General features: G+C 40.2%; 23 protein-coding genes. 17 read left to right on the forward strand and 6 right to left on the reverse strand.

What is annotated here, in order from left to right; genetic code table 11:
* Nucleotides 1-109 precede the first annotated feature (109 nt).
* The 3 genes from BST97_RS05405 to BST97_RS05415 all read left to right on the forward strand — a co-directional run bounded on the left by BST97_RS05405 (nucleotide 110) and on the right by BST97_RS05415 (nucleotide 3825).
* On the forward strand, nucleotides 110-1426 hold the full coding sequence (locus tag BST97_RS05405; protein ID WP_085766272.1) for an AAA family ATPase: 1317 nt from the start codon (nucleotides 110-112) through the stop codon (nucleotides 1424-1426).
* On the forward strand, nucleotides 1410-2183 hold the full coding sequence (locus BST97_RS05410; RefSeq protein WP_085766273.1) for an RloB family protein: 774 nt from the start codon (nucleotides 1410-1412) through the stop codon (nucleotides 2181-2183). The genes BST97_RS05405 and BST97_RS05410 overlap by 17 nt, the downstream gene beginning before the upstream one ends.
* A gap of 736 nt (nucleotides 2184-2919) precedes the next feature.
* Nucleotides 2920-3825: an IS982 family transposase gene (locus tag BST97_RS05415; RefSeq protein WP_085765563.1), complete on the forward strand. Its 906-nt coding sequence runs from the start codon at nucleotides 2920-2922 to the stop codon at nucleotides 3823-3825.
* A 141-nt stretch (nucleotides 3826-3966) separates the two neighbouring features.
* Here BST97_RS05415 and BST97_RS05420 read toward each other — a convergent pair whose 3' ends face one another.
* Nucleotides 3967-4161 (reverse strand): hypothetical protein, encoded by a 195-nt coding sequence (locus tag BST97_RS05420; protein ID WP_085766274.1) that lies wholly within the window; start codon nucleotides 4159-4161, stop codon nucleotides 3967-3969.
* A gap of 182 nt (nucleotides 4162-4343) precedes the next feature.
* Nucleotides 4344-4670 carry a YegP family protein gene (locus BST97_RS05425; protein WP_085766275.1) on the reverse strand — a complete coding sequence of 109 codons (327 nt, stop codon included), beginning with the start codon at nucleotides 4668-4670 and terminating at the stop codon, nucleotides 4344-4346.
* Nucleotides 4671-5093: 423 nt separating this feature from the next.
* Here BST97_RS05425 and BST97_RS05430 point away from each other — a divergent pair, with 423 nt between their 5' ends.
* Nucleotides 5094-5735: a DUF6266 family protein gene (locus BST97_RS05430; protein ID WP_085766276.1), complete on the forward strand. Its 642-nt coding sequence runs from the start codon at nucleotides 5094-5096 to the stop codon at nucleotides 5733-5735.
* Between the two features lie 389 nt (nucleotides 5736-6124).
* Here the strand turns inward: BST97_RS05430 and BST97_RS05435 are convergent, their stop codons facing one another.
* Together BST97_RS05435 and BST97_RS05440 are read right to left on the reverse strand one after the other, a co-directional pair.
* Nucleotides 6125-7591, reverse strand: a complete 1467-nt coding sequence (locus BST97_RS05435; protein ID WP_085766277.1) for a DUF748 domain-containing protein — start codon at nucleotides 7589-7591, stop codon at nucleotides 6125-6127.
* 56 nt (nucleotides 7592-7647) lie between these two features.
* Nucleotides 7648-8019, reverse strand: coding sequence for a cupin domain-containing protein (locus BST97_RS05440; protein ID WP_245833667.1), 372 nt, complete (start codon nucleotides 8017-8019; stop codon nucleotides 7648-7650).
* 127 nt (nucleotides 8020-8146) lie between these two features.
* On the opposite strand from BST97_RS05440, the gene BST97_RS05445 reads away from it, so the two are divergent.
* The 12 genes from BST97_RS05445 (at nucleotide 8147) to BST97_RS05500 (ending at nucleotide 20017) form a co-directional block, all read left to right on the forward strand.
* Complete coding sequence (locus BST97_RS05445) at nucleotides 8147-8479, forward strand: ArsR/SmtB family transcription factor (RefSeq protein ID WP_085766279.1); 333 nt, start codon at nucleotides 8147-8149, stop codon at nucleotides 8477-8479.
* Between the two features lie 127 nt (nucleotides 8480-8606).
* On the forward strand, nucleotides 8607-9074 hold the full coding sequence (locus BST97_RS05450; RefSeq protein WP_085766280.1) for a DUF6428 family protein: 468 nt from the start codon (nucleotides 8607-8609) through the stop codon (nucleotides 9072-9074).
* Between the two features lie 170 nt (nucleotides 9075-9244).
* Nucleotides 9245-9856 (forward strand): low molecular weight phosphatase family protein, encoded by a 612-nt coding sequence (locus BST97_RS05455; RefSeq protein WP_085766281.1) that lies wholly within the window; start codon nucleotides 9245-9247, stop codon nucleotides 9854-9856.
* Nucleotides 9857-10110: 254 nt separating this feature from the next.
* Nucleotides 10111-11151 (forward strand): ACR3 family arsenite efflux transporter, encoded by a 1041-nt coding sequence (gene arsB / locus BST97_RS05460; protein WP_085766282.1) that lies wholly within the window; start codon nucleotides 10111-10113, stop codon nucleotides 11149-11151.
* Nucleotides 11152-11548: 397 nt separating this feature from the next.
* Nucleotides 11549-11761 (forward strand): hypothetical protein, encoded by a 213-nt coding sequence (locus BST97_RS05465; protein ID WP_085766283.1) that lies wholly within the window; start codon nucleotides 11549-11551, stop codon nucleotides 11759-11761.
* 115 nt (nucleotides 11762-11876) lie between these two features.
* Nucleotides 11877-12389 carry a DUF3124 domain-containing protein gene (locus tag BST97_RS05470; protein ID WP_085768170.1) on the forward strand — a complete coding sequence of 171 codons (513 nt, stop codon included), beginning with the start codon at nucleotides 11877-11879 and terminating at the stop codon, nucleotides 12387-12389.
* Nucleotides 12382-12996 (forward strand): MarC family protein, encoded by a 615-nt coding sequence (locus tag BST97_RS05475; protein WP_085766284.1) that lies wholly within the window; start codon nucleotides 12382-12384, stop codon nucleotides 12994-12996. The genes BST97_RS05470 and BST97_RS05475 overlap by 8 nt, the downstream gene beginning before the upstream one ends.
* A gap of 152 nt (nucleotides 12997-13148) precedes the next feature.
* Entirely contained in the window at nucleotides 13149-13634 is a 486-nt protein-coding gene (locus tag BST97_RS05480) for a GbsR/MarR family transcriptional regulator (protein WP_085766285.1), read from the forward strand.
* A 9-nt stretch (nucleotides 13635-13643) separates the two neighbouring features.
* A complete protein-coding gene (locus BST97_RS05485; protein WP_157111473.1) occupies nucleotides 13644-14729 on the forward strand; it encodes an efflux RND transporter periplasmic adaptor subunit in 1086 nt (361 codons plus the stop codon).
* A 73-nt stretch (nucleotides 14730-14802) separates the two neighbouring features.
* Nucleotides 14803-17937, forward strand: a complete 3135-nt coding sequence (locus tag BST97_RS05490; protein ID WP_085766286.1) for an efflux RND transporter permease subunit — start codon at nucleotides 14803-14805, stop codon at nucleotides 17935-17937.
* A 4-nt stretch (nucleotides 17938-17941) separates the two neighbouring features.
* On the forward strand, nucleotides 17942-19351 hold the full coding sequence (locus BST97_RS05495; protein WP_157111476.1) for an efflux transporter outer membrane subunit: 1410 nt from the start codon (nucleotides 17942-17944) through the stop codon (nucleotides 19349-19351).
* A gap of 63 nt (nucleotides 19352-19414) precedes the next feature.
* Nucleotides 19415-20017 carry a TetR/AcrR family transcriptional regulator gene (locus BST97_RS05500; protein ID WP_169711532.1) on the forward strand — a complete coding sequence of 201 codons (603 nt, stop codon included), beginning with the start codon at nucleotides 19415-19417 and terminating at the stop codon, nucleotides 20015-20017.
* An 86-nt stretch (nucleotides 20018-20103) separates the two neighbouring features.
* Here BST97_RS05500 and BST97_RS05505 read toward each other — a convergent pair whose 3' ends face one another.
* Together BST97_RS05505 and BST97_RS05510 are read right to left on the reverse strand one after the other, a co-directional pair.
* Nucleotides 20104-21006, reverse strand: coding sequence for a mechanosensitive ion channel family protein (locus tag BST97_RS05505; protein WP_085766288.1), 903 nt, complete (start codon nucleotides 21004-21006; stop codon nucleotides 20104-20106).
* A 10-nt stretch (nucleotides 21007-21016) separates the two neighbouring features.
* Nucleotides 21017-22834 carry an SLC13 family permease gene (locus BST97_RS05510; protein WP_085766289.1) on the reverse strand — a complete coding sequence of 606 codons (1818 nt, stop codon included), beginning with the start codon at nucleotides 22832-22834 and terminating at the stop codon, nucleotides 21017-21019.
* A 125-nt stretch (nucleotides 22835-22959) separates the two neighbouring features.
* On the opposite strand from BST97_RS05510, the gene BST97_RS05515 reads away from it, so the two are divergent.
* Nucleotides 22960-23403: a hypothetical protein gene (locus tag BST97_RS05515; RefSeq protein ID WP_085766290.1), complete on the forward strand. Its 444-nt coding sequence runs from the start codon at nucleotides 22960-22962 to the stop codon at nucleotides 23401-23403.
* The last annotated feature ends 68 nt before the right edge of the window (nucleotides 23404-23471 follow it).

Below are 23471 nucleotides of genomic sequence, written 5' to 3' on the forward strand. Positions count from 1 at the left end.
ATCGCTAATTCATTTAAAAACTTATCTCGTGCAGTTTTCCACATTTTTATCAACAGTATATAATAATAAACGGTATATTTGCGTTTAAGACGCAAATAACACCCTTATTATGCTTATTCAGTTTTCTGTAACAAACTATAAGTCGTTCAGAGATAAGGCAACCTTATCTTTAGTAGCCTCTAACTATGACAAAAAAGTAAGAGAAGTCGATAACGTCGCGGCGTTTGAAGATTTTTCTTTCCGTTTACTTAAAAGTGCGGTTATGTATGGTCCGAACGCAAGCGGAAAGAGTAAATTCTTTGAAGCTTTTAATTTTGTACGCCACTATGTTAGGGATTCTGCCACTGATTTTACAGCTGGCGATAAAATTCCTGTAGAACCGTTTCTACTTGATGAAACTTCAAATAATGAACCAAGCGAATTTGAAGTAATTTTTTTACATAATGGTTTGAGATATAGATATGGTTTTGAATTGACAGAAGAAAAAGTGCTTTCAGAATGGCTATATGAAAAAGCTACAAAAGAAATTGAATTGTTTTATCGTGACGAACAATCCATTACTACGCATCCTAAAAAGTTTAAAAAAGGTGGAGTAATTGCCAAACAAGGTTTTGTAAGAGATAATCAACTTTTTCTTTCTCGCGCGGTGCAATTCAATGATGAGATTTCTGAATATTTATATAGCAGTTTGAGCAAACTACGTACACTTTCTGGTCTTGATGAAAAAGGCTTTCAAGGCTACACGATGTCTCTTTTGGATAAAGCAGATTACAAGCAAAAGATTTTAAAATTATTAGAAGCTGCTGATCTCGATATTGAAGATATTGAAGTCGAAAAATTGGATACAAATAATTTACCTACAGACCTACCTAAATCTTTAAAAGAGTTTATCAAAAAAGAATCTTTGGATAATGAAAAAGTATTCGTTTCAGATGTTTTGACTAAAAGATGGAAGTATAATAATAAGGAAGAAAAAGTAGGCCACACTCATTTTTCTATGGATGATATGGAATCGTCAGGAACAAAGAAGTTTTTTGCTTTGACGGGACCTATTATTGACACTTTAGAAAACGGTAATACTTTGTTTGTTGATGAATTAGACTCTAAATTACATCCAAATCTTGTAGAAAAGATTGTGTCACTTTTTAATTCAAAATCTTTAAATCCACATAATGCTCAATTAATTTTCAATACCCATAATACAAATTTATTAGATAGCGGTTTGTTACGTCGTGATCAAATTTGGTTTGTAGAAAAAGATAGTTGTGGTAGTTCAGAACTTCATTCATTGTCTGATTTTAAAAAAATTAGAAAAAATGAAGCTTTAGAATCAAATTATTTGCGCGGTAAGTACGGGGCAATTCCTTATTTAGAGTTTTTTAATTCATTCACTTCAAAATTTCTGGAATATGAAAATGAAGGATAAAAGAGCTGAACAAAGAGAGAAAAGAAAAGAACATCTTGAACGTTTAAAAGCATCCAAAAAAGATAATAGAAGAAAAGAGCCATCACTAAATCGTAAGAGAGCAACATTAATACCTCGAAAAGTAATTCTTATTGCTTGCGAAGGCAAAAACACAGAACCGTCTTACTTCCGCCAATTCAAAGTTAAATCTGTAGATATAGAGCCTATTGGCGATGGTTATAGCCACTTATCCCTTGTGGATTGGGCAACCAAGAAAGCATCACACAAAAAATATGATGAGATATGGGTTGTGTTTGACGCTGATCCTAAACCAGATGATGTTACTTGGAAACAAAACTTCAACAATGCTGTATGGAAAGCTCAAGGATTAAATTACAAAGTTGGGTATTCTCACCAGGCTTTTGAATATTGGTTGCTTCTACATTTTGAAGCTCATCAAGGTGGTAGTATGCCTCGCACAGATTATGATGCAAAAATAAACGGCTATATTAATCCTTTAGGTGCTACCTATGATGGTAAAGGAGATAAAAAAGTGACTAAAGATTTTTTTGACCTGTTGATGGGTATTGAACCAGATACAGGTAAAAGAAGAGTAGAGATTGCAATGTGTAGAGCAAAAACAATCTTTGACCGATTACCACACACTAATTTTGCTGATGAAGAAAGTTCAACGTCAGTATTTCTTTTAGTGAAAGAATTATTGGATATGGATATTGCAAAGAGTAAGCGGGTAGCTTTAGAAGATATTTGCAATTAATTCCCCACCTTCGGCACTTACGCTTTCAATCCATTCCGCAAGCTACACTACTTTCAATCGCAAGAGCCTACGGTTCCGCGCAGTACAGGCAATAGTTTCAAGAAACCTTCTAAAGTATTTAATAAGTAATCTGGTAAAACTATCGCCAGTACTCTTTGCCTTTGCGCTTAAATCCAAATCATATTTCAGTCTTCAAAATGAACTGTAGTGATGACATTAACATTGGGGAAGGCAGGTAATAAGGAGTGCGCCAGTTGTTTCATTTAGTTTCATAAAGCATCCCCACAAGGGTATATAAACAGCATTATCATATAGTTAGAGCAATAAACATAGGTAAGCTGCCCTTGTGGGGACCGCCACCACATCCCACGTGCGCCATCCAAGAGTGGCGGCTTGCTTTATTTCACACATTACACGCCTTTTGCACCCATAGCTACTCTTACACCCACACCCCTTTTAGGTCACGCTATCGCGTGGCTTTTTTAGTGGGTGTAACCGCTATTTCTTGTTTTGCGAGCCTGCGTGTCGCTTCGGGCTAATCAGGGTGTCACAGTTTTTGATAGCACCCAAGTCACAATATGCAATCACCGCTACTACTCAAATTAATTTAGTAACATTTGAATATATTATTTACAACCCGTTGTGCTAGTTAAAATTAAAAAACAGATTAAAAAAAGACCGTGCATTTTGTTGATATTCAGTATATTAATGGTTCCTAATCTGTAATTCTGATACCATGCACGATCTACCTGCAATGTACAAAAAACACCTTTCCTACCTCATTGATCTCTACCAAACCGTCACGGTGGACGGAAACTTCATCAAGCGACCGGTCAACACGAAAATGAATGACCTGGAGGTCATGGCACTCGCCATTACCGGAGAGGCGGCCTCGATCCCCAGCGAGAACCTATTGTTTGCCGAGATAAAGAAGCACTTTCGCGAGGACTTTCCCATGCTGGTCGACCGCACCAGGTTCAACCGGCGCAGGCGCTCGCTCGAGCCACGCTTCAAGGAGTCCGCGGGACTCTTGGGCGACCGTATGGATGATGGCAGATCTGCCCTTCTGGTGGACTCGATGCCCTGTCCCATCGTGCACAACGCCAGGGAGCACCGCATGAAGATCTGTATGGAAGATCTGGGCACGGCTCCGAGAAAGGGCTACTCGGCGGTTGACCGCCGCTACTACATTGGATACAAGCTCCACCTGCTCATGAGTACGCAGGGCATCTTCCATGACATGGCAGTGACCCCAGCAAACGTACACGACATAAAGTTCCTGAAGGAAAGGCAGTACGACGGTAGCGAGGAGAGGCAGATCATCGGCGATCGAGGCTATATATCCAGGGAGCTCCAGGCAGATCTGTTCACAAGCTACGGTATAGAACTTCTCACCCCACCCAGGAAAAACCAGCTGGTCAAAAGCGCATTCTCGCCCGAGAGGAGAAAGAACCGTAAGTTTATAGAGACAAGGTTTTCACAGTTATGCTCCCAGTTCTCCATCAAGATCAACCTGGCAAAGAGCTTCAAGGGCTTCCTGACAAGGGTCTCAAGCAAACTGGCCGCAGTTGCCATGCTGCAGATGTTCAATAGGGAAAACAACAGACCAATAAATAGGATCAGGCATGCATGGAACTACTAGCACAACGGGTTATTTACAGTATAAAATACCCTTAAACCTGAACAGCGGATGATCCCATATTGCAACCGCTCACAAGAGCTACTCATTCCGTCAGCAATGTAAGCCAACACACAGCGGAAGATTTCACATCTCATTATCTAATCAATTAGAATTCTCAATTTCCTTAAAATCCTTATATCTCTCAAACCTTGTCAAGAGATGAAAATCTACCGCCATCCTCAATACATTGCTTCCTGCATTCCCAGCACTTGCCTTTCCAGCCGCATCAAAAAACAGCGCCACCCTTGTGTTTGCAACATAGCCGTGAGAGCCTTTCGCTCGAATTTTGAATAACATTCATACATAGAATATTTGATTAAACCTATTTCTGAACACTCGCTACAGGCTATCACTCACAGCACCCTTGCTCATCTCGCAGGCGGCTCGCGCCTTTTGGATTACCTGCTCAAAACAATATCAGACTAAACAAAAAAACCTTCCAATAAAAAAAGGTTCACCTTGAAGTCAACAACTGAAATTTATACTTCTTCTACTGGTGCTTTAGGCGCATTAGTTTTAACGGACTCAATACCATTTTCCATACCTGCCGCACTTTCGTACATTTCACTTGTTCCAATTACTTGACCATTTGTAGCTTTCAAATTAAAATAATGTTTGTTATTAGACGATTTCTTTCTTTCAAATCTACTGTCGTCTTGAGAATTTTTCCTTACCGATTCAATTCCATTTTCACATCCTGCTTTAGCCGAATAGCCCTCACTGGCTAATATTTTTTGACCATTACTTGCTTTTAATCTAAATCGATATTCTTTTTTTGAATCTTGGTACATTTCGAATTTTGCCATAATAAATTGTTTTTGAATTAGCTATAAAGATAGTGAAAGAAAAAAAAGGTCGGAAAGATACGTGGCTACCGAAGGCCAACGCTAAAATCCAGTAAAGCTCAAGCCACAAGGGTTTTGAAAAAAATAGTACGCTGAAAAATGGCGTACTTTTTTTTAAACCCTATCCAAGCGCACGATTTTTTCCAAAAAGCTTGACAGGATTGCCACGCCACAAAACGATTGCCTTTCTTTTTTCTCTTTTTCTTTTAAAAAAATGTATCCATTTCTTTGTTGTAGGGCAAAACAGCGCAGCCGAAAGCAAAGACTACTACTAAAACCTATTTGCACGAAACTTGCCATACTTTACGCAGGAAGGGTATTGCTTCAGGCCAAAGCCGTACCAAATCCGAACAATAATTATTAACCCCAAAATCTATAAACAAAATGGGAAAGATTGCACAAGGAATTTTAGGTGGGCTTTCAGGTAAGGTTGGAAACGTTATCGGTGGAAGCTGGAAAGGAATTGACTATTTACGCATTAAACCTGCGAGCGTAGCCAATCCGAGAACTGCGGGACAAGTAAACCAAAGAAATAAGTTTACTATCACGCTTGAATTTTTACAGGCTGTGAAGCCATTTATTAAGCAAGGTTACAAAAAGCTTGCGGTAAAGCGAACAGAGTTTAATGCAGCGATGTCTTACATCCTGAACAATGCTATTTCAGGTGTTGAGCCAAACTTTGAAGTGTTTTATCCTGATGCGCTTGTAAGCCGTGGCGGATTAGCGGCACCAATTAACGGTGCGGTTGATTTAACTACACCTGGCGAAGTATCATTCACTTGGGATGATAACTCTACAGGTGGAAACGCCTACGGAACAGATAAAGCGATGCTTTTAGTGTACAATCCAGCAAAGAAGGAAGCAGTTTCTATTCTTGACGGAGCTACGAGAGCAACAGGATCTGATATTGTTGCATTACCGAGCGTTTATGCGGGAGATAATGTAGAGCTATTTATGGCATTTATTACTGCTGATGGTAGCCAAGTATCAAACAGTGTTTATTTGGGTTCTGGTACAGCCCAATAGTGCTTGTATATTGTGTTGAAAGAGACTGCTCTCACGAGCGGTCTTTTTTTTTTGCACCTCTTGAAATATGTTATCTTTGATACAAATAAGGCAACAAATATTTTCCCTTGATTGTTGTGATACTGCCGATTATATGGCTATTCTGTAGCCTATTTGTTGCCTAATCTCTCACAACCCCTTTAAAATATAGGTTAGAAAGATATTGTATTGGGAAGTAAAAATTTGACTTAGCTCAATGACCAAGGAGTCGATGATTCATCCTGTGACTGAATTTAAACTGCGTGAAATGCTTATCCCAGTAAATGCGGCGCGTATTGTATCTAATCAAGATAAATCTCAATAAATCGTGTGTATTTTAACGAATGCTTTGAACCAGTCACTTCCATTTATTATAAAATAACCTTCCTCAACGCCTTCTCCTGAATCTTCCAGATGAAGTTAAAAATGGACCTTCTACGATCGCGCGGCATGGTCGCATCTTTGTTGATTGATTTATCGTTGCTATTTTTCTTTGCTATCAGATTTGCCGCACCAGATAGCAACCATTTGCTGTCGCCATCTTCAGAAAGGAAATCAATTTTAAGATCAGAGTAGTTGATTTGAGTATTGACTATTCCATTATCCTTGCGCGCATCGATAGTGAAAAAATAATCTTCAACTTTACCATGCAACTCGATATTCAATACAGGATTGAGAAATGAGTTCATGCTGCTCAAACTGAAATTGTGCAGATCTGTTTTGATTAAATGAGTGTCTACAGGGTCATACACATTCATGGTCCAGTCTACGTTTACCGTACTTTCCTTCATAAAACGCGACGACATATCGATCTTGATGGGTTGTTGTTCTTGGAAATTAGTGAAGCTATTGATGCTCCCGTTGATTTGATCAAAAGTAATGCTACCTCGGCGGTCGAGCTCAGCGTGTGGCTCGCTGTAATCTACGGTTCCGTTATTGATTTGCAGCTTACGGATGTCTAATTTCAATTTCATATCGCGTAGCAGCTGGTGGTAGGTTGCGGCCGGCTCGCCTTTCTCAAGATTTGCATTGGACCAGCTGGTTAAAACTGGTTGGTTAAGTATTATGCGGTCAGCTGTAAATTTTGAGGGACTCATCAATCCTAAAGTATAATTTGAAACCGTCAACTCAGGCACCTGTAAGTCCAAAATATCATAATTGATCCTCCCGGCGCGCACAAGCTTCTGTACACTGTCATTAGTAACAAACTGTAAATTCCTTACCGCGACAGAATCTTGATATAGATTCAGCCTTGAGGCGTGCAAGTTCTCGCGCTTGTTCAGTTTTAGGAATAAGGAATCTACAGTGATCTGATCCACTTGATATTCCAGGCCTTCCAAAATATTCTCTAGTGGTATATTAACTTTCTTTATACTCGTTTTGGAAAATTTGAAAAAGGCTGTCTCCCGAGCTCCAGAAGTGTTGGAAATTTCTCCTTTGTCCAAAGCAATCTCGTTGATCACGATTACTTTTTGTGAAGACTTAGATTGCTGTTTTGAACTGTCTTTCCCTAAATTCAAAGCGTACCCCTCTGCTTCAAATTTGTCCACCTGTATCGTGTCCGTAGTGAGCAGCTTAAAATAATCCAGTCCTGAAATAGCGGCTTTATCTATGTTAAAATACAGCGCTTCTGCGATAGAGTCTGCGGTTCTAATTCTGGTCGCGGAAGCGTCACCCGTCCACAGGTTAAGGTTTAAATCCTCCACTGCTACCTGACCCGTAAGCAAATCGTTCTCAATAGTGGAATGGAGTCTGTTTTTTACATAAAAATGACCTGCTACAAATACCGCGGCGATAACAACCGAAATAATGATGAATACTTTAAGGAATTTTCGCATGAGTTGAAAATACTCACACGTCACTTTTTAAGATAACAAATTGATCTTAAATTAATTCAATCCAAGAGCTCCACAATCAAAAATTCAGCAGTCAGGTCACCTACATTTTGCACTTCATGGACTGAAATGGAATCCTTGTAAAAACCATAACCTGCTGGCACATCTACCGTGCGTGTACCCGTATCATCAGTGATTTTGAACCTGCCACCTTTGAGCGTATAACCATAATGTCTCACATGAAAGTGCTTTTCATGTCCCACGCCGGGTGGAAATGTACATTTTAAGGTGCGCACATGTTCATTTTCCTCAAGAACTTCACAAACCGGCTCACCCTTCCAGCCAGCCTCCAGCGGATCAGGAAGCTCTGGCGTCTGTTTTTCACATGAAGTGAGGCTTATGAATAGTATAACGGAGAAGAAAGAACGCACAGATTTAAGTTTTGGCAAAGATGGCTATCGATACGATGTCCGACAAATTTCTTAGAAAATCAATTCTATAAATTTTCTCTGCATACTCATTTATCGTAATATTGCAATAAACAAATCAACGTTAGTTTTGGGACTCTCAAAATCTGAAATATTTACGGAACGCTTGAATAAGATTTCCGCTTTCGCGAAAGCGTTATCTCATCCAGCTCGGCTCGCCATATTAGAACACTTGTTCAAACAAGACACTTGCGTTTGCGGTGACCTCGTGGAAGAAATAGGACTGGCGCAGCCCACAATTTCCCAGCACTTGAAAGAGCTCAAAAACTTGGGATTGATCAAAGGAACCATACAAGGAACTCGAGTGTGCTACTGTCTAGACACACAAAAATGGGAATCCCTAGGTCTGGAGCTGGACCAATTTCTCAAACAAAATGTAATTGACAAACAAGATTGCTGCTAAAAAATTTAAACACATTCATCGTAATATCACGATCATTCACAAGTCTGGCTCACTTGAGGCGGCGTGTTGAGCTTGCCGAAATAGAGCTGTCCGCAGGACTGAGGGTGTTCGCCTAAAATAAATTTATATGAAACTATTTGAAATTAAAAAACACTTGAACCATCTTGATAAAATCGCCTTCAAATTACCTGACGGGACACTGGTTCCCGAGCATTTTCATGTTACTGAGGTAGGACAGATCACTAAAAACTTTATAGACTGCGGCGGGACGGTACGTAAAGAAGAGGTGGTGAATTTTCAACTTTGGAATGCAGATGATTACAATCATAGACTACATCCTGAGAAACTGTCATCAATTATAGAGCTCGCTGAGCGCGTCCTTAACATCGGTAATCATGAGATTGAGGTGGAATATCAGGCAGAAACGATCGGGAAATTTGGTCTGGATTTCGATGGACAGTCTTTCATCCTGACTTCAAAACAAACGGACTGTCTTGCCAAAGATCAATGTGGCATACCCGATAAAAAACCTAGAGTAAAGCTCTCTGAACTTCAAAGCGCAACGACTTGTGCTCCTGGAAGTGGGTGTTGTTGATACCCGTTTCCAGTTGATACTTGACAGTTGCAATGAAGCGCACCTGTCTTTGAGATTGAGAGTTTGTGAGTCCTTGAGTTGTGAGTCCTTGAATCGTTAGCGGCGGATCGCATCCGCCTGATAAAAGTAAGTAGTCAGATTAAATATCATTAAATCATATCTATAAATCCATGTTTCAAAAAATTGAAGATTTTCTATCAAATCTAGATACTGCATCGATCTCTGAAGGTCGAAAAGCAAAATTGCAGGCGCTTGTGGATTTTATTCAAGAGAAGAGCGATAAACAAGTACCAGTAAGGCTCAATTTTATTTGCACACACAACTCGAGACGCAGTCATCTATCTCAGGTTTGGGCGCAGACTGCAGCCACATTTCTAGAAGTTCCAAACGTGACCACTTACAGTGCCGGGACTGAAGCTACTGCCCTATTTGCTAAGATCAGTCAGACCTTGGAACAAACAGGCTTTGAAATCATCAAGTTATCTGATGAAACAAATCCAGTGTATGCCATCAAAGCTGGAGAGAATGCTTTACCTATCGTAGGATTTTCTAAAACTATGGACCATGCTTTCAATCCACAGTCTGGTTTTGCAGCAATTATGACTTGTGACTCGGCAAACGAGACCTGTCCATTTATTGCCGGAGCTGAAAAACGAATTCCCATCACCTATGAAGATCCCAAGGTTTCTGACGGTACAACAAAACAGGACGCAGTCTACGCTGAGCGCAGCACCCAAATTGCAACAGAGATGAAGTGGGTTTTTGAGCAGGTGAGATTGTGAGATGGTGAGTTGGTGAGTTGTGAGTTATGAGTAGCGGCGGATCGCATCCACTAGTGAGTATGTGAGTGTGTGAGTGTGTGAGTAGCGGCGGATCGCATCCGCCAGTGAGTATGTGAGTTTGTGAGTATGGGAGTATGGGAGAATGTGAGCAGGAAGGTTTAAAAATCCATCTTGAACCCTACCGATATTACAAAGTATAGCCCACAGCCTAATGCTTAGCGCCTAAAACCTAAAGCCTAAAGCCTAAATAAATAATGAAGAAACTAAATTTCCTCGACCGCAACCTGACTTTGTGGATTTTCATTGCTATGGCTTTGGGAGTTTCAATAGGCTACTTTGCGCCCGATTTCCCAGAAATGGTCAATTCCATGAGTAGTGGGACGACTAATATTCCCATCGCGGTAGGATTGATTCTGATGATGTATCCACCGCTGGCCAAAGTCAACTATGCACTACTGCATAAGGTCTTTAGGAATGTGAAAATCTTATCGATTTCTCTGATCTTGAATTGGATTATAGGTCCAGTCTTAATGTTTCTGCTGGCGCTGCTCTTTTTGCAAGATTATCCAGAGTACATGGTCGGTTTGATCTTGATAGGTCTGGCGCGCTGTATCGCAATGGTGCTTGTCTGGAACGATCTGGCTGAAGGCAGCAGCGAGTATGGTGCCGGTCTGGTGGCACTCAACAGTATTTTTCAGGTATTTGCTTATAGTTTCTACGCTTGGTTGTTTATCACGATACTTCCACCCTATTTTGGTTTTGAGGGTGCGATCGTTGATATCTCGATCGCAACCATTGCAGAGAGTGTGGCGATTTATCTGGGTTTGCCATTTTTACTGGGAATTCTGAGCAGAGTCATTTTAGTTAAGCTCAAGGGCGAGGACTGGTACACGCAAAAGTTCATTCCCACGATCTCGCCGCTGACTCTCATTGCGCTACTTTTCACCATTGTGGTGATGTTTTCGCTTAAAGGCGAGCTTATCGTTGAGATCCCCATGGATGTGGTGATCATAGCCATCCCGCTTTTGATCTACTTTACACTCATGTTTATCATAGGTTTCTTTTTTACCAAAGCCACGGGAGCCGAGTATGATAAAACCACCTCTGTAGCATTTACTGCTGCGGGAAATAATTTTGAACTGGCGATTGCGGTAGCGATTGCAGTTTTTGGGCTGGATTCTGGGCAGGCGTTTGCTGGAGTGATCGGTCCGCTGGTGGAGGTTCCGGCGCTTATTTTACTGGTAAGGGTTTCGTTTTGGCTGAGAAAGAAGTATTTTCCAGCTATTAAAAACTAATACGAGTATATTGAGACTTATTACATTCTGCATTCTGATCATCGTGCTGTCAAGTTGCAAAAACACTACTTGACCTAGCTTTTCTGAATTTGACGATCCTAGGGTTCTGAAGCAAAATGTGACGGATTCACTTGATCAATAGCTTGCTCTGCTCTCTACGACCTCAGAAATGCAAGTATATCTAGAAGAAATATACGCTCAAGATCAGCGAGTGCGAATTGAAAAAAGTAAAGCGGAATTAAATGAAAAATCTGATCCGATGTCTTTTCAAAAAGCACAACAAAATATCTATCATATAGACGCGATCGATAGGTACAAAATCAGAGACTATTTTGAGAAATAGGATTATCCGAACCCTGAAGATTTTAGTGAAAAAGCAGTCAGTACGCCTTGGTTAGTGATACAGCATGCCGGATTAAGTTATAGAGAACAATTCTATCCAGAAATGCAGTCAGCTTATGATCAAGGTTTCATAAACGTAGATAGATTTTCCTTTTATCTGGGACGTACTTATGAAATGAAATATGGTGAAAGATTCAAAATGCCCAGTCCGTTCCTCCCTGAAGAAGAAATCGATTCCCTGATCCAGCTATTGGGTTACAGCAATTGATTGATGTATTACAGTTCTATAGCTAAAGATTATAAGCTTCAAATCAAATATATTGGGTGATTACAGCCGTTTTGGTGGATAAAGAAGTATTTTTAATTTTATGAAGGAGATTGCTATGAGAAGATTTTTATTGCTTGTGATGGGCCTCGCGATTATAGGTTGTTTTGAGGAAGAAACGGCCAAATATCCCAGTAAACAACCCGATTGGGCTACTAGAGTGAGTACGGTTGATGATTTTTCCGCTTTCGCGAAAGCGAAATCCTATCTACCTATCTACTCCCATATATACCACGTGCACGACGAGCGCACCTTTGATCTCACTGCCACGGCAAGCATAAGAAATATCTCGCCCAGCGATACGCTTTATATAATCAGTGCTGACTACTACGATACCAGCGGCAAAATGTTAAGGGAATATGTTCAAGATCCTATCTACGTGAAACCTATGGAAACCCTGGAGATCATCATCGAGGAAAAGGATTATGACGGCGGGTCTGGAGCAAATTTTTTGTTTGAGTATGCACAAAAAGATGGGAGCAGCGCCCCTCTTTTTGAAGCAGTGATGATATCCACCCAAGGCCAGCAAGGCCTATCCTTCACCACTAGAGGTGTACCTGTAAATGACTGAAATACTTACCACCATATTATTTTTGATCGCCGTGATAGATCCCATAGGATCGGTGCCCGTTTACCTGGAGGCGACTAAAAAGTTTGACGCGAGACACAAGCGTAAAATAGCCATCAGAGCATCGCTCATCGCTTTTTGTATTCTATTGTTTTTTATAGTCGTGGGTCAGTTGATCCTTGAAGGGATGGAAGTTTCATTAAACGCCTTCCAGATCTCGGGCGGTGTGATTCTATTCTTATTTGCGCTCACGATGATCTTTGGCGAGGGAAAACCAGAAGATGAAAAGAGTCATATAACCGATTACAAACACGTGTCCATTTTCCCGATTGCCATACCCTCCATAGCCTCACCGGGAGCGATCATGGCCGTGGTATTGATGACTAACAACCATTTATACACAATCCAGCAACAAGCGGTAACCACTGCACTTGTTTTTACCGTCATCGTGCTGACTAGCTTGTTGTTACTTGCTGCAAGTGCAGTCCAGAAGGGAATAGGATCTTACGGAATCACCGTGATCAGTAAAATAATGGGGCTCATTCTCGCATCTTACGCGGTACAGAGCATCTTGAGTGGTTTGAAAGACTTTTTTACGGTTTTGCATTAAAAGAATCCCGCTTTCGCGAAAGCGGAAAAATTTATCTCTTTCCAATTTTTCTGATCTCAAAATTACTTCAAAAATGATTTAACACAACATTAAATTCGATTGGTTCGGAAACAACCGAACTAATCATATTTTTGTCAATAAATTATCTTCTTATGAAGAATCTTCAACAGAAAAAATTAGCGCTGGTAGAAAAGCTAGGTGTTTTTTTTGAGAAAAAAAAGGACATGGCTCCTGTTGCTAGTAGAATTTTTGCTTTCATAATTCTCACTGGCAAACAAGGGACCACTTTTGACGATTTAGTTACAAAATTATGTGCCAGTAAAAGTACTATCTCCACTCACCTAAACCACTTACAAGATCTCAAGAAGATAAGTTACTTTACAAAAACTGGAGATAGAAAAAAGTATTTTATCCATAACAAAGAAACTATGGTTCAAGATTTAGGAAATATTGTTCTAGAATGGAAAAATGAAAAGCACTTGCATATAGAAATCATGGACTATAAGAAGGAACTGAACCTATCTTCAAACGACGATATAAAATTTGAATTGAGACTTCATGAAAACTTTATTGAATTTCTAGATGGTGCAATTTCTTCAGTGACAAAACTTAAAAATACCATTTCAGAACGATTCTAAGTAAAACAAATGAAAATCACTTCTTTATCAAATTCAATAATCTTCGGTTTAACATTCCTATTCCTGGCAAGCTGCGGGAATAAAGAAGAATCCCAGAGCAGCAACGCGACTCAACCTCCCATGTTTCCGGTAACGACAGTAGAAACGAAAACTATCACGGGTTATAATGAATACCCAGTCAATATAGAAGGAATTGTAAATAGCAATGTTCAGGCTAAGACATCTGGATATATTCAAAAAGTACTCGTAGATGAAGGGTCTAGGGTAAGTAAGGGCCAGGCACTTTTCAGGCTGGAAACTCAATCGCTCAATCAAGATGCTGAAGCCGCAAAGGCAAGGATTAATGTAGCACAGGTCGAGGTAGATAAATTAAAACCGCTCGTAGAAAAAAATATAATAAGCTCCGTGCAATTAGAAACAGCCAAAGCTAATCTGGCTCAAGCTAAAGCAAATTATAGCAGTATTGCAGCAAACATAGGTTATGCTACGGTTAAAAGCCCTGTGGATGGTTACGTAGGTGCTATAAATTTAAGAGAGGGTGCACTAGTTAGCGCGACAGATACTACCCCTTTAACTACCGTTAGTGATATAAGTAGTGTATATGCATTTTTCACACTTAATGAAGCTCAATACATTAATTATTTACAGCGAGCTGAAGGTAAAACTAAAGAAGAACGTATAAAGAATTCTCCTGATGTGAGTCTGGTTTTAGCAAATGGGGAAATCTATTCAGAGAAAGGTAGGATTCAAACGAGCACCGGTCAAATAAGTGATGCAACTGGGACTATTAAGGTAAGGGCGTCCTTCAACAATCCTAACGAACTTCTGACTAATGGTAATAGTGGTAAGATAAGAATCCCAACCACCTATGAAGATGCAATAGTTGTACCACAGTCTGCCACCTATGAACTTCAGGACAAGGTTTTCATATATACGCTAGGCGACAATGATACAGTAAGCGGCAAAACTATTGAGATTGAAGCGAGGGTAGATAACCTCTATGTCGTAAGGTCTGGTATAACTGCGGGTGATCGTATAGTGCCATCAGGTGTTTCTAAGTTAAGGGATGGAATGAAAATAACCCCCAAGAGCTAACCTACGACAAAGCTATTCAACCTGTGACAACCCTATTTAAGAACTGAATAGTAACTAACTCTAATTCCTAATCATGTTAAAAACATTTATTGAAAGACCAGTTCTTTCAACAGTGATCTCTATTATCATAGTAGTACTGGGGGTCATAAGTATAACCTCCTTGCCTATAGAGGAATATCCCGATATTGCCCCTCCTACAATTAAAGTCACCGCAAACTATACAGGTGCTAATGCTGAGACAGTACTTGAGAGTGTGATCATCCCTATAGAAGAGCAAATAAATGGTGTGGAAGGGATGACGTATATCACCTCGACTGCTTCAAACAATGGGTCAGCTGAGATTACCGTTTATTTTGATCAAACTATGGATGCTGATATTGCTGCCGTAAACGTTCAAAATCGTGTGGCTCGAGCAAATCCGTTATTACCAGCAGAAGTCATTCAAACTGGTATCGTAACACAAAAACAGGAAACCAGTGCATTAATGTTTTTATCCATGTATTCAGACAGTGACGAATACGATGCGACATTCATTCAAAACTATTTAAAAATCAATGTCATACCTGCCATGCAGCGAGTCAATGGTGTAGGTGATGTTTCTGTATTCTCACAACAGGATTATGCAATGCGTATCTGGTTAAAACCAGAAAAGCTGGCTGCTTATAACTTAATACCTTCTGATATAGCAGCTGCCATCAACGAGCAGAACCTAGAAGCTGCTGCTGGAGCTCTTGGAGAAAATAATGGCGAGTCTTTTTCCTACATTCTGAAATATAGTGGACGCTTTAAAGAAGAAAAACAATACGCTAATATCATAGTAAAAGCTCTGGGCAATGGAGAATACCTAAGACTGAAAGATGTCGCAGTTATAGAATTAGATGCGCAATCATATTCTTCTAATGCCTCAACTAAAGGGAAGCCCTCTGTATTCATGGGTGTTTTTCAAACCAAAGGCTCTAATGCAGCAGAAATTATAGAAAATATTAAAGTAACGATTGACGAAGTAGAAGAGGATCTGCCAGATGGTTTGCACATATTCGTCCCATACGATACGAGTCTATTTCTAAATGCTTCCATTGATAAAGTTATAAGCACTTTAGTAGAGGCCTTTGTTTTAGTATTTCTTGTTGTATTCCTCTTTCTACAGGATTTGCGATCTACGCTAATTCCTGCCATTGCTGTCCCTGTATCAATTATAGGTACATTTTTCTTCCTTAATGTCTTTGGCTATTCCATTAATCTCCTTACACTATTTGCACTAGTGCTTGCCATAGGAATTGTAGTGGATGATGCGATAGTTGTAGTAGAAGCAGTACATGCAAAAATGGAAGATGGTGAAGAGCCTCGCAGCGCAACACTATCAGCCATGAGTGAGATATCTGGTGCCATTATATCTATAACCTTAGTCATGGCTGCGGTATTTATTCCAGTAACTTTTGTAACGGGACCCACAGGAGTGTTTTACGAGCAGTTTGGTATGACATTAATTATAGCTATTCTAATATCTGCGGTCAATGCCTTAACACTAAGTCCAGCGCTATGCGCGCTATTGCTCAAACCTCACAAAAATGATGAATCATTAAAGAATAAGAATGTTCTCCAGCGATTCTATATTTTATTCAATCGTGGATTTGATGCTACTATTAGTAAATATGGAACTTCCTTGCAGTTTTTATATAGAAATAAAATCGTCACAGTATTATTGCTTCTTATCGCTGGGGTGGGCATCTACTGGGCGGCAAATACTACACCTACTGGATTTGTCCCCAATGAGGATCGTGGAATCGTATTTGTAAATATAGAATTACCAGCGGGCGCTTCCCTTGATAGAACTGACGAGGTAAGTCGAAATCTTTATGACAAAATCATTGATATAGAAGGTATTGAGGCTGTAAGCTTCATTAAGGGAAGAAGTTTGATAAGTGGTGCGGGAAGCAACTACGGAATTGGATTTGTTAAGTTAGAGCATTGGTCAGAACGAGAAGATGCATCCTTATCAGCTGAAGCTATTACTGGTAAATTATTTGGTGCGGCGGCTGCAATTTCAGAAGCTAAAATCATCTTTTTCTCTCCTCCTAGCATACGCGGTTTTGGTAATTCTGCTGGATTTGAAGTAAATCTTTTAGACAAGTTTGGTGGAGAGTTCAAAAGCCTCGATCAAGTCAATCAGGAATTTGCAGCTGCTCTGTCGAGCCATCCAGAAATTCAGTATGCTCAATCTGCTTTTAATACTAACTACCCTCAATATGAAATGGAGGTTAATGTCCCGCTAGCAAAAGAAAAGGGAGTAAATGTAAGTAGTATTTTTAGTACGCTACAGGGTTATATAGGTGGTATTTATGCATCAGATTTCAGTAGATTTGGTAAGCAATACCGAGTCTATATACAGTCTCTACCAGAAGATCGAGCCGAAGCAAATGACCTGAATGGCATGTATATTAGGACAGGTTCAGGAGAGATGGCTCCTATTACACAATTTGTAACGTTAAAAAGGGTTTACGGACCACAATCAGTAACGAGGTTTAATTTATTTAATTCTACTTCAATCACGGGAGCTACAAACCCGGGATACAGTACTGGTGATGCCATAAAAGTCATAGAAGAAGAGGTAGCAAACCTACCGAGTAACTACTCTGTCGCATACTCTGGTCTAACAAGAGAAGAAGTGAATGCCGGGAACCAGACTACCTTCATTTTCATATTAAGTATATTATTTGTTTACTTTCTCTTGAGTGCTCAATATGAGAGCTATATTCTACCCTTCTCTGTGTTGTTATCTCTACCCTTTGGAGTATTCGGAGCATACCTAAGTACCAAAATATTAGGCTTACAAAACAACATTTATTTTCAAATTGCACTGATCATGCTCATAGGCTTGTTAGCAAAAAACGCAATATTAATTGTAGAATTTGCGGTTCAAAGAAGGAAAATGGGTGAGAGTATCCTAAATGCTGCCATCGATGGAGCAAAGTCAAGACTAAGACCTATTCTTATGACTTCTTTTGCTTTTATTCTAGGATTATTGCCACTAGTTCTAGCACAAGGTGTAGGTGCCGAAGGAAATAAATCTATAGGAACTGGTGCTGCTGGTGGTATGCTCATAGGAACTTTACTGGGATTATTTGTCATTCCCATCCTATTTATTTTCTTCCAGTGGATACATGAAAAAGTGTCGGGCAAACAAAATGTTCAATCAATTGAAAGTTAAGCTAATGAACGCAATTCAAACTATATATCGAGCAAAATACCTCACCTTAATTGCTATAGCACTCACTTTACAAAGTTGTTTTGTCGCTAAGGATTATGTTCAGCCTGAAATGGAGGAGACTGAAAACTTATATCGTACTGATAACCTACCACAAGATAGCCTATCGATGGCAGCGGTTTCATGGAAAGAGATGTTTCTCGACTCCTATCTGTCTAGCTACATAGAAGAAGGTCTACAAAACAATTTAGACATACGAGTAGCCATTCAGCAAATCGTTGCCGCTGAAGCGTACATGAAGCAGGGTAAGGCTGGCTATTTACCTACACTCTCCACCACCGCACAGGCTACGCACCAGGAACTTTCTAAGAATAGTCAATTTGGTGGTTTCTTTTCTTCAATCGATCAGTATGAACTTTCAGGTAGTTTGTCTTGGGAAGCTGATATATGGGGAAAAATTAGAAGTAACAAACGAGCTGGAGAAGCGAGTTTTCTACAAACTGTTGCCGCTCACAAAGCTGTAAAGACAGAACTCATTGCGGCCATTGCGTCTAATTACTTTAAACTTCTAGCTCTTGATGAGCAACTACGCATTACTAAATCGACCATAAGAACTAGAGATAGTAGTGTTATTACAATAAAAGCGCTTAAAGAAGCAGGTGACGTTACTCAGGTCGCAGTAGATCAATATATCGCTCAGTACAACAATGCAAAAGCTCTGCAATTAGATATAGAATATGAAATTTTCAGGACAGAAAACAGCCTTAATCTCCTATTGGGAAGGCCAGGAAGACTTGTTGAACGTAGTGAACTTACACAGCAAGAAATTAACGCTGATATATCAATAGGAGTTCCTACTGCTCTCTTAAGAAATAGGCCTGATGTTATAGCTTCTGAATATGGCTTGATCAATGCGTTTGAACTTACAAACGTGGCACGGAGCAATTTCTACCCATCCCTAACAATAACGGGATCTGGAGGTTTTCAAAGTCTAGATATTGAGAAAATTCTAAACGCTAATTCCCTATTTGCAACAGTAGTAGGAGGTCTAACCCAACCCATATTTAACCAGCGTAGTATAAGAACGCAACATGAGGTTGCAAAAGCACAGCAGGAACAAGCATTTATAGAATTTAGAAAAACCCTGCTCACAGCAGGTAATGAAGTGTCAAACGCTTTGTACGCCTATAAAACCGAATCTGAAAAATTCAAATTTCGTAAAAAGGAAGTAGAATCACTAAGACAGGCTGAATCTGATTCTGAAGTCTTGCTGAAAAATGGATATGCAAACTACCTGGATTTACTTACTGCAAGAGAAAGCGCACTAAACGCTGAATTAAATGTCATTGATAATAAATTGCAACAATTGTTAACGATCGTTGATTTATATGAAGCACTAGGTGGAGGCTGGAGATAACAGATACTCTCAAGGATTTTAAAAACAAGTAGTTGTTTAATTTTGGCCATAATGTTGACCCTTATGATAAGCAAGTTAGAGTTATTGCAAGCCTCAGTTAAAAATTTCACTCGTTACGGCAGCAAGCGTGTTACGATGGATGAACTTTCTAAAACCTTGGGAATATCAAAAAAAACAATATACCATCATTTTCAAAGTAAAGAGGAGTTAATCAATGCTAGTATTAATCATCTTATAATCCACTATAAGAAAAATATTGACCAAGTCCTTTCTAAGAATCAGGATCCCATTATCAGTATCATATTACTTTACAAAAAAGGTTTTGAAGAACTACGTTCATTAACACCGTCCTTTCTTTATGGATTAGGGAAGTATTATCCAGAAGCTAAGAAGATTTTTGATGACTTCCGTAGATTCTTTGTTGATCATCTTATCCACGGACTCCTAGAAGATGCTAAATCCCGTAATCTAATCCATAAAAGCGTCAATATCAACCTGTTTTGTGACTTGTATTTTAGAAGAATCGAAGACTTATCTCATACAAATGATTCCTTACTGCTCGACTACTCAAACGATGAACTTTTAAAACACATGATCATTTTTAATATGAAAGGAATTTTAACTGAAACGCATTTGAATTCCTTTAACCTTAGTATTGATCTATAAATAACAAGCCATTGTACAACAATCAGTTCAAGCCACTGAAATCAAATTGATCCCGCTTTCGCGAAAGCGGAAACCTCAAAACCACATTATTCCCCAGTCCTACCTCCCAGCCTATCGAGAACCTCTTTTGAAACGTCCAATGTCCTAATGGGGAAAGGAATATTGATATTGTTCTCTGCAAAGACATCATTGATCAGTAAAATGGCTTTGTGCTGGGCATCATACATCTGGCTTTTCTTGACAAACTCAGTCCAGAACCGCACCATAAAATTAATGGAAGAGTCGCCAAATTCAGTAAAATAAAACTCGATGCGCTCTCCTACTTTTTGCTCAAATTCAGATGCGATCGCGTCTTTTACCAGCTGCTCCACTTGTCGCAGGTTTGAGCCGTAAGCCACACCGCAGGTTACGGCAATTCTGGAGCGATTTGCTAGCGAAAAATTCACAAAAGGCTCCTCGATAAACTTAGAGTTAGGCATAATGACATACTGGTTATCAGGTCGTCTCAGGACCAGGTTGCGCAAGCTTATTTCATGAACAAAACCGCTGTGCTCACTGGTCTCGATGTAGTCTCCTATTTTGATTTTAGGTAAAAAGGACAGCATGATCCCTGAAAAGGTGTTGCTCAAAGTGCCTTGAAGGGCAAGTCCTATCGCCAGCGCTACCACTCCGGCACCAGCCAGCAAACTGGTTAATGCCTTATCCAGATCCATGACTCCCAGAGCGATAAAAAATCCTATAACGAGAGTGATCGCATAGATGATCTTTACGATAATGCGGCGTATCGATTGGTTCTTGAGGTACTTTCTAAAAATTTTTCTAAGTACGGCTGAGAGCCCTTTGGCGATGAAGAAAAACACAACCATGACCACGATGGCCAGAGCGAGATTAGGCAGTCGCAAAATTATGGCATCCCACCAGCCATAAAGCTTGTCAGACAGCTTGGACCACATGCCCTGCTCTTGTATCAATCCTATATAATTTTTCATAATCTATGATTTAGAGTAAAGTGGAAAGCAACAAAGTGGCGGTTATCGCCAGCATAATGCTCAGAATACCTCCCACAAATAAAAAATGCCTGAATTTGTAAACACCTGTACCATAAATAAGCGCATTAGTCTGGTAGCCTACCGGCGTGAAGAAACTAAAGTTTGCCGCAAACATGACCGCGAGAATAAAGGGTTTTAAAGGCGCATCAAAACCGGTAGCAAGGCTTATTGCGATAGGTGTCATGATGATTGCTGTAGCGTTGTTTGATATTGTTCCACTCAGTAGCATGGTAAAAATAAAAATGAGCCCCAAAACCATCATGGATGACTGGCCGCTCAAGAGTTTCATGAGCTGCTCCGTGATCCAGGCATCAGTCCCGGTGTTGCTCATGGCGATTCCCAGTGGTATCATACCGGCGAGCAAAAATACGATCTGCCAGTTCACTTTATGGTAGATCTGCTCCAGTGAGATGTTGTTTGTCAACAGCAGGAGTCCCACCCCTGTGAGCGAGCTTGCCAGAATACTGAGTACGCCACTACTCGCCAGCCCTATTACCGCCAGCAATATCATGAGCGTAGAAAGCTTCCTGAACCTAGGGATGGAATCTTCTATCTCGTGCTCGTTTAAAACAGCTACGTTTTCGATTCTTTCCAGATCCCTAAATGATTCACCCTGCATCTCAACCAGTAGCCGGTCTCCAGGTTTGATACGTATATCGTTGATATCCTTGCGTATCAAGCGTGCCTTTGTGTTGCGTATGTTTTTACGTTTTTGCAGTGCCAGCGGGAACGCGTTATAGATTCTAGATTTGCGCACCTTGCGCAAGGTTTTGCCTATGAGGTTAGAACCTGGCAAAATGAGCAGTTCCACATATTTCAATATGGGAGCTTGTTTGACCTTCTCTTTTTTGGTTTGTTCCTCTACTCCATCAAGTGGTTTTCGTTCTTTATGGAGTATGAGATCGTCTTCATGAATGAATTTGGCAAGATCTTCCACTTGTCCCATGAGTACCAGCTCATCCCCCTCTTTAAGACTTATGTATTTACCGGGAGCATTGATCACATTCATATCACGGATCAATTTAATGATACTGATCTCGGGATTGTCATTTAACAGTGTGTCTGAGAGCTTTTTACCTATGAGATCGCTTTTCTCTGTAAGCGTTACCGTGAAGAGGTATTCTTGAATCCCAAACGTATCTGCCGGGTCCAGTTGCACATCTTTGGGAAGCCAGCGCGAGGCTATAGTCATGAATACCACTCCTATCGCAAGAAAGATGAGGCCGTAAACGGTAAACTCAAAAAATCCCAAACGCTCTGCACCCAGATTTTGTGCCACAGAGTTGACGATGAGGTTTGTAGAAGTTCCCATGAGCGTGCAGCTCCCTCCCAAAATTCCAGCAAAAGAGATGGGCATCAAAAGTTTAGAAGCCGAGAAACCGTATTTGCTCGCCAGTTGCGAGACGATACGTATAAAGATGATCACCACCGCAGTAGTGCTTATAAATGCAGAGATACTCGCACTGATCAGCATAAAGACTGGTGTGATTAAAATAAGCGGTAAAATGCTCACTCTTTTAATCGCCTGGGTCAACCAGTCTATAACACCATTATCTTCCAGACCTATTGCAATGATCATGAGGCACAGTACAGTCACAGTTGCTGGATCAGCAAAACCACTTATGGCATCTTCTGGTTCTACCAGCCCCAGAATGATCAAGCTCACGATAATTAAAAAAGCAATCTTGTCTATGGGGAACCACTCTGTGAGGAATAACAAGATCGTCACCGCCAGCACGGCAAACACCAGTATAATTTCTAAATCCATAAGTAAGTAAAGACTGACTAAATGTATCTCTTATGCGAGCTACACCAGTACTAAATAATTATTAAACTTCATGAAGCTGTAAAATGAATTTGTAGGTTTAGGATGAGTTAATGTTCCTGTTTTCAATGAAAAAACGCCGCAAGTTACACCTCAGTTGGCTCTATGCTTTGATGACCAGCCTGCTTATCGTGGTGCTGTCCATAGTCCTGTTTAACATAGGTTTCAAGCAAGAGAGTTACATAAAGGTGCTGTATATTCCAGTATTGGCTTTCAGCATCTTATTGTATACACGCAATATTGCGGCACATGCCAAACATATTTTCTCCTTTAAAAAATTGTTTTTCTATGCCATGCGCACCAGCGTGTTTACGTGCGTTTTTCTTTATCCACTCATCATGCTGTATCTCATTTACTTTTACTCAGACGGTGGCATTATCAAGATGAGGGAAAGCGTGATAGGTGACGCAGGCGATCTACGGGTATTATTTACCCTCGAGCTGGAGATCATGATTGTACTGACCCTGGCCTCACTTGCTGCCAGCGCTATTTATTCCTCAAAAAAAAGCTAGCCTGCCCAGTTGAAGGTATGCACGTTCTTTATGTCGTAGCGGTGCTAGTGGGTGATTACGCTTTCGCG

It is taken from the genome of Nonlabens spongiae, assembly GCF_002117125.1.
Classification (GTDB): domain Bacteria; phylum Bacteroidota; class Bacteroidia; order Flavobacteriales; family Flavobacteriaceae; genus Nonlabens; species Nonlabens spongiae.

What these genes read in the sequence shown, in the direction of transcription:
- BST97_RS05500 (WP_169711532.1), top strand. Translation starts at nt 19,415, where the DNA reads ATGATAAGCAAGTTAGAGTTATTGCAAGCCTCAGTTAAAAATTTCACT.
- BST97_RS05510 (WP_085766289.1), bottom strand. Translation starts at nt 22,834, where the DNA reads ATGGATTTAGAAATTATACTGGTGTTTGCCGTGCTGGCGGTGACGATC.
- BST97_RS05435 (WP_085766277.1), bottom strand. Translation starts at nt 7,591, where the DNA reads ATGCGAAAATTCCTTAAAGTATTCATCATTATTTCGGTTGTTATCGCC.
- BST97_RS05480 (WP_085766285.1), top strand. Translation starts at nt 13,149, where the DNA reads ATGAAGAATCTTCAACAGAAAAAATTAGCGCTGGTAGAAAAGCTAGGT.
- BST97_RS05425 (WP_085766275.1), bottom strand. Translation starts at nt 4,670, where the DNA reads ATGGCAAAATTCGAAATGTACCAAGATTCAAAAAAAGAATATCGATTT.
- arsB (WP_085766282.1), top strand. Translation starts at nt 10,111, where the DNA reads ATGAAGAAACTAAATTTCCTCGACCGCAACCTGACTTTGTGGATTTTC.
- BST97_RS05430 (WP_085766276.1), top strand. Translation starts at nt 5,094, where the DNA reads ATGGGAAAGATTGCACAAGGAATTTTAGGTGGGCTTTCAGGTAAGGTT.
- BST97_RS05515 (WP_085766290.1), top strand. Translation starts at nt 22,960, where the DNA reads ATGAAAAAACGCCGCAAGTTACACCTCAGTTGGCTCTATGCTTTGATG.
- BST97_RS05475 (WP_085766284.1), top strand. Translation starts at nt 12,382, where the DNA reads ATGACTGAAATACTTACCACCATATTATTTTTGATCGCCGTGATAGAT.
- BST97_RS05495 (WP_157111476.1), top strand. Translation starts at nt 17,942, where the DNA reads ATGAACGCAATTCAAACTATATATCGAGCAAAATACCTCACCTTAATT.
- BST97_RS05450 (WP_085766280.1), top strand. Translation starts at nt 8,607, where the DNA reads ATGAAACTATTTGAAATTAAAAAACACTTGAACCATCTTGATAAAATC.
- BST97_RS05405 (WP_085766272.1), top strand. Translation starts at nt 110, where the DNA reads ATGCTTATTCAGTTTTCTGTAACAAACTATAAGTCGTTCAGAGATAAG.
- BST97_RS05415 (WP_085765563.1), top strand. Translation starts at nt 2,920, where the DNA reads ATGCACGATCTACCTGCAATGTACAAAAAACACCTTTCCTACCTCATT.
- BST97_RS05455 (WP_085766281.1), top strand. Translation starts at nt 9,245, where the DNA reads ATGTTTCAAAAAATTGAAGATTTTCTATCAAATCTAGATACTGCATCG.
- BST97_RS05420 (WP_085766274.1), bottom strand. Translation starts at nt 4,161, where the DNA reads ATGTTATTCAAAATTCGAGCGAAAGGCTCTCACGGCTATGTTGCAAAC.
- BST97_RS05410 (WP_085766273.1), top strand. Translation starts at nt 1,410, where the DNA reads ATGAAAATGAAGGATAAAAGAGCTGAACAAAGAGAGAAAAGAAAAGAA.
- BST97_RS05505 (WP_085766288.1), bottom strand. Translation starts at nt 21,006, where the DNA reads ATGAAAAATTATATAGGATTGATACAAGAGCAGGGCATGTGGTCCAAG.
- BST97_RS05485 (WP_157111473.1), top strand. Translation starts at nt 13,644, where the DNA reads ATGAAAATCACTTCTTTATCAAATTCAATAATCTTCGGTTTAACATTC.
- BST97_RS05470 (WP_085768170.1), top strand. Translation starts at nt 11,877, where the DNA reads ATGAGAAGATTTTTATTGCTTGTGATGGGCCTCGCGATTATAGGTTGT.
- BST97_RS05490 (WP_085766286.1), top strand. Translation starts at nt 14,803, where the DNA reads ATGTTAAAAACATTTATTGAAAGACCAGTTCTTTCAACAGTGATCTCT.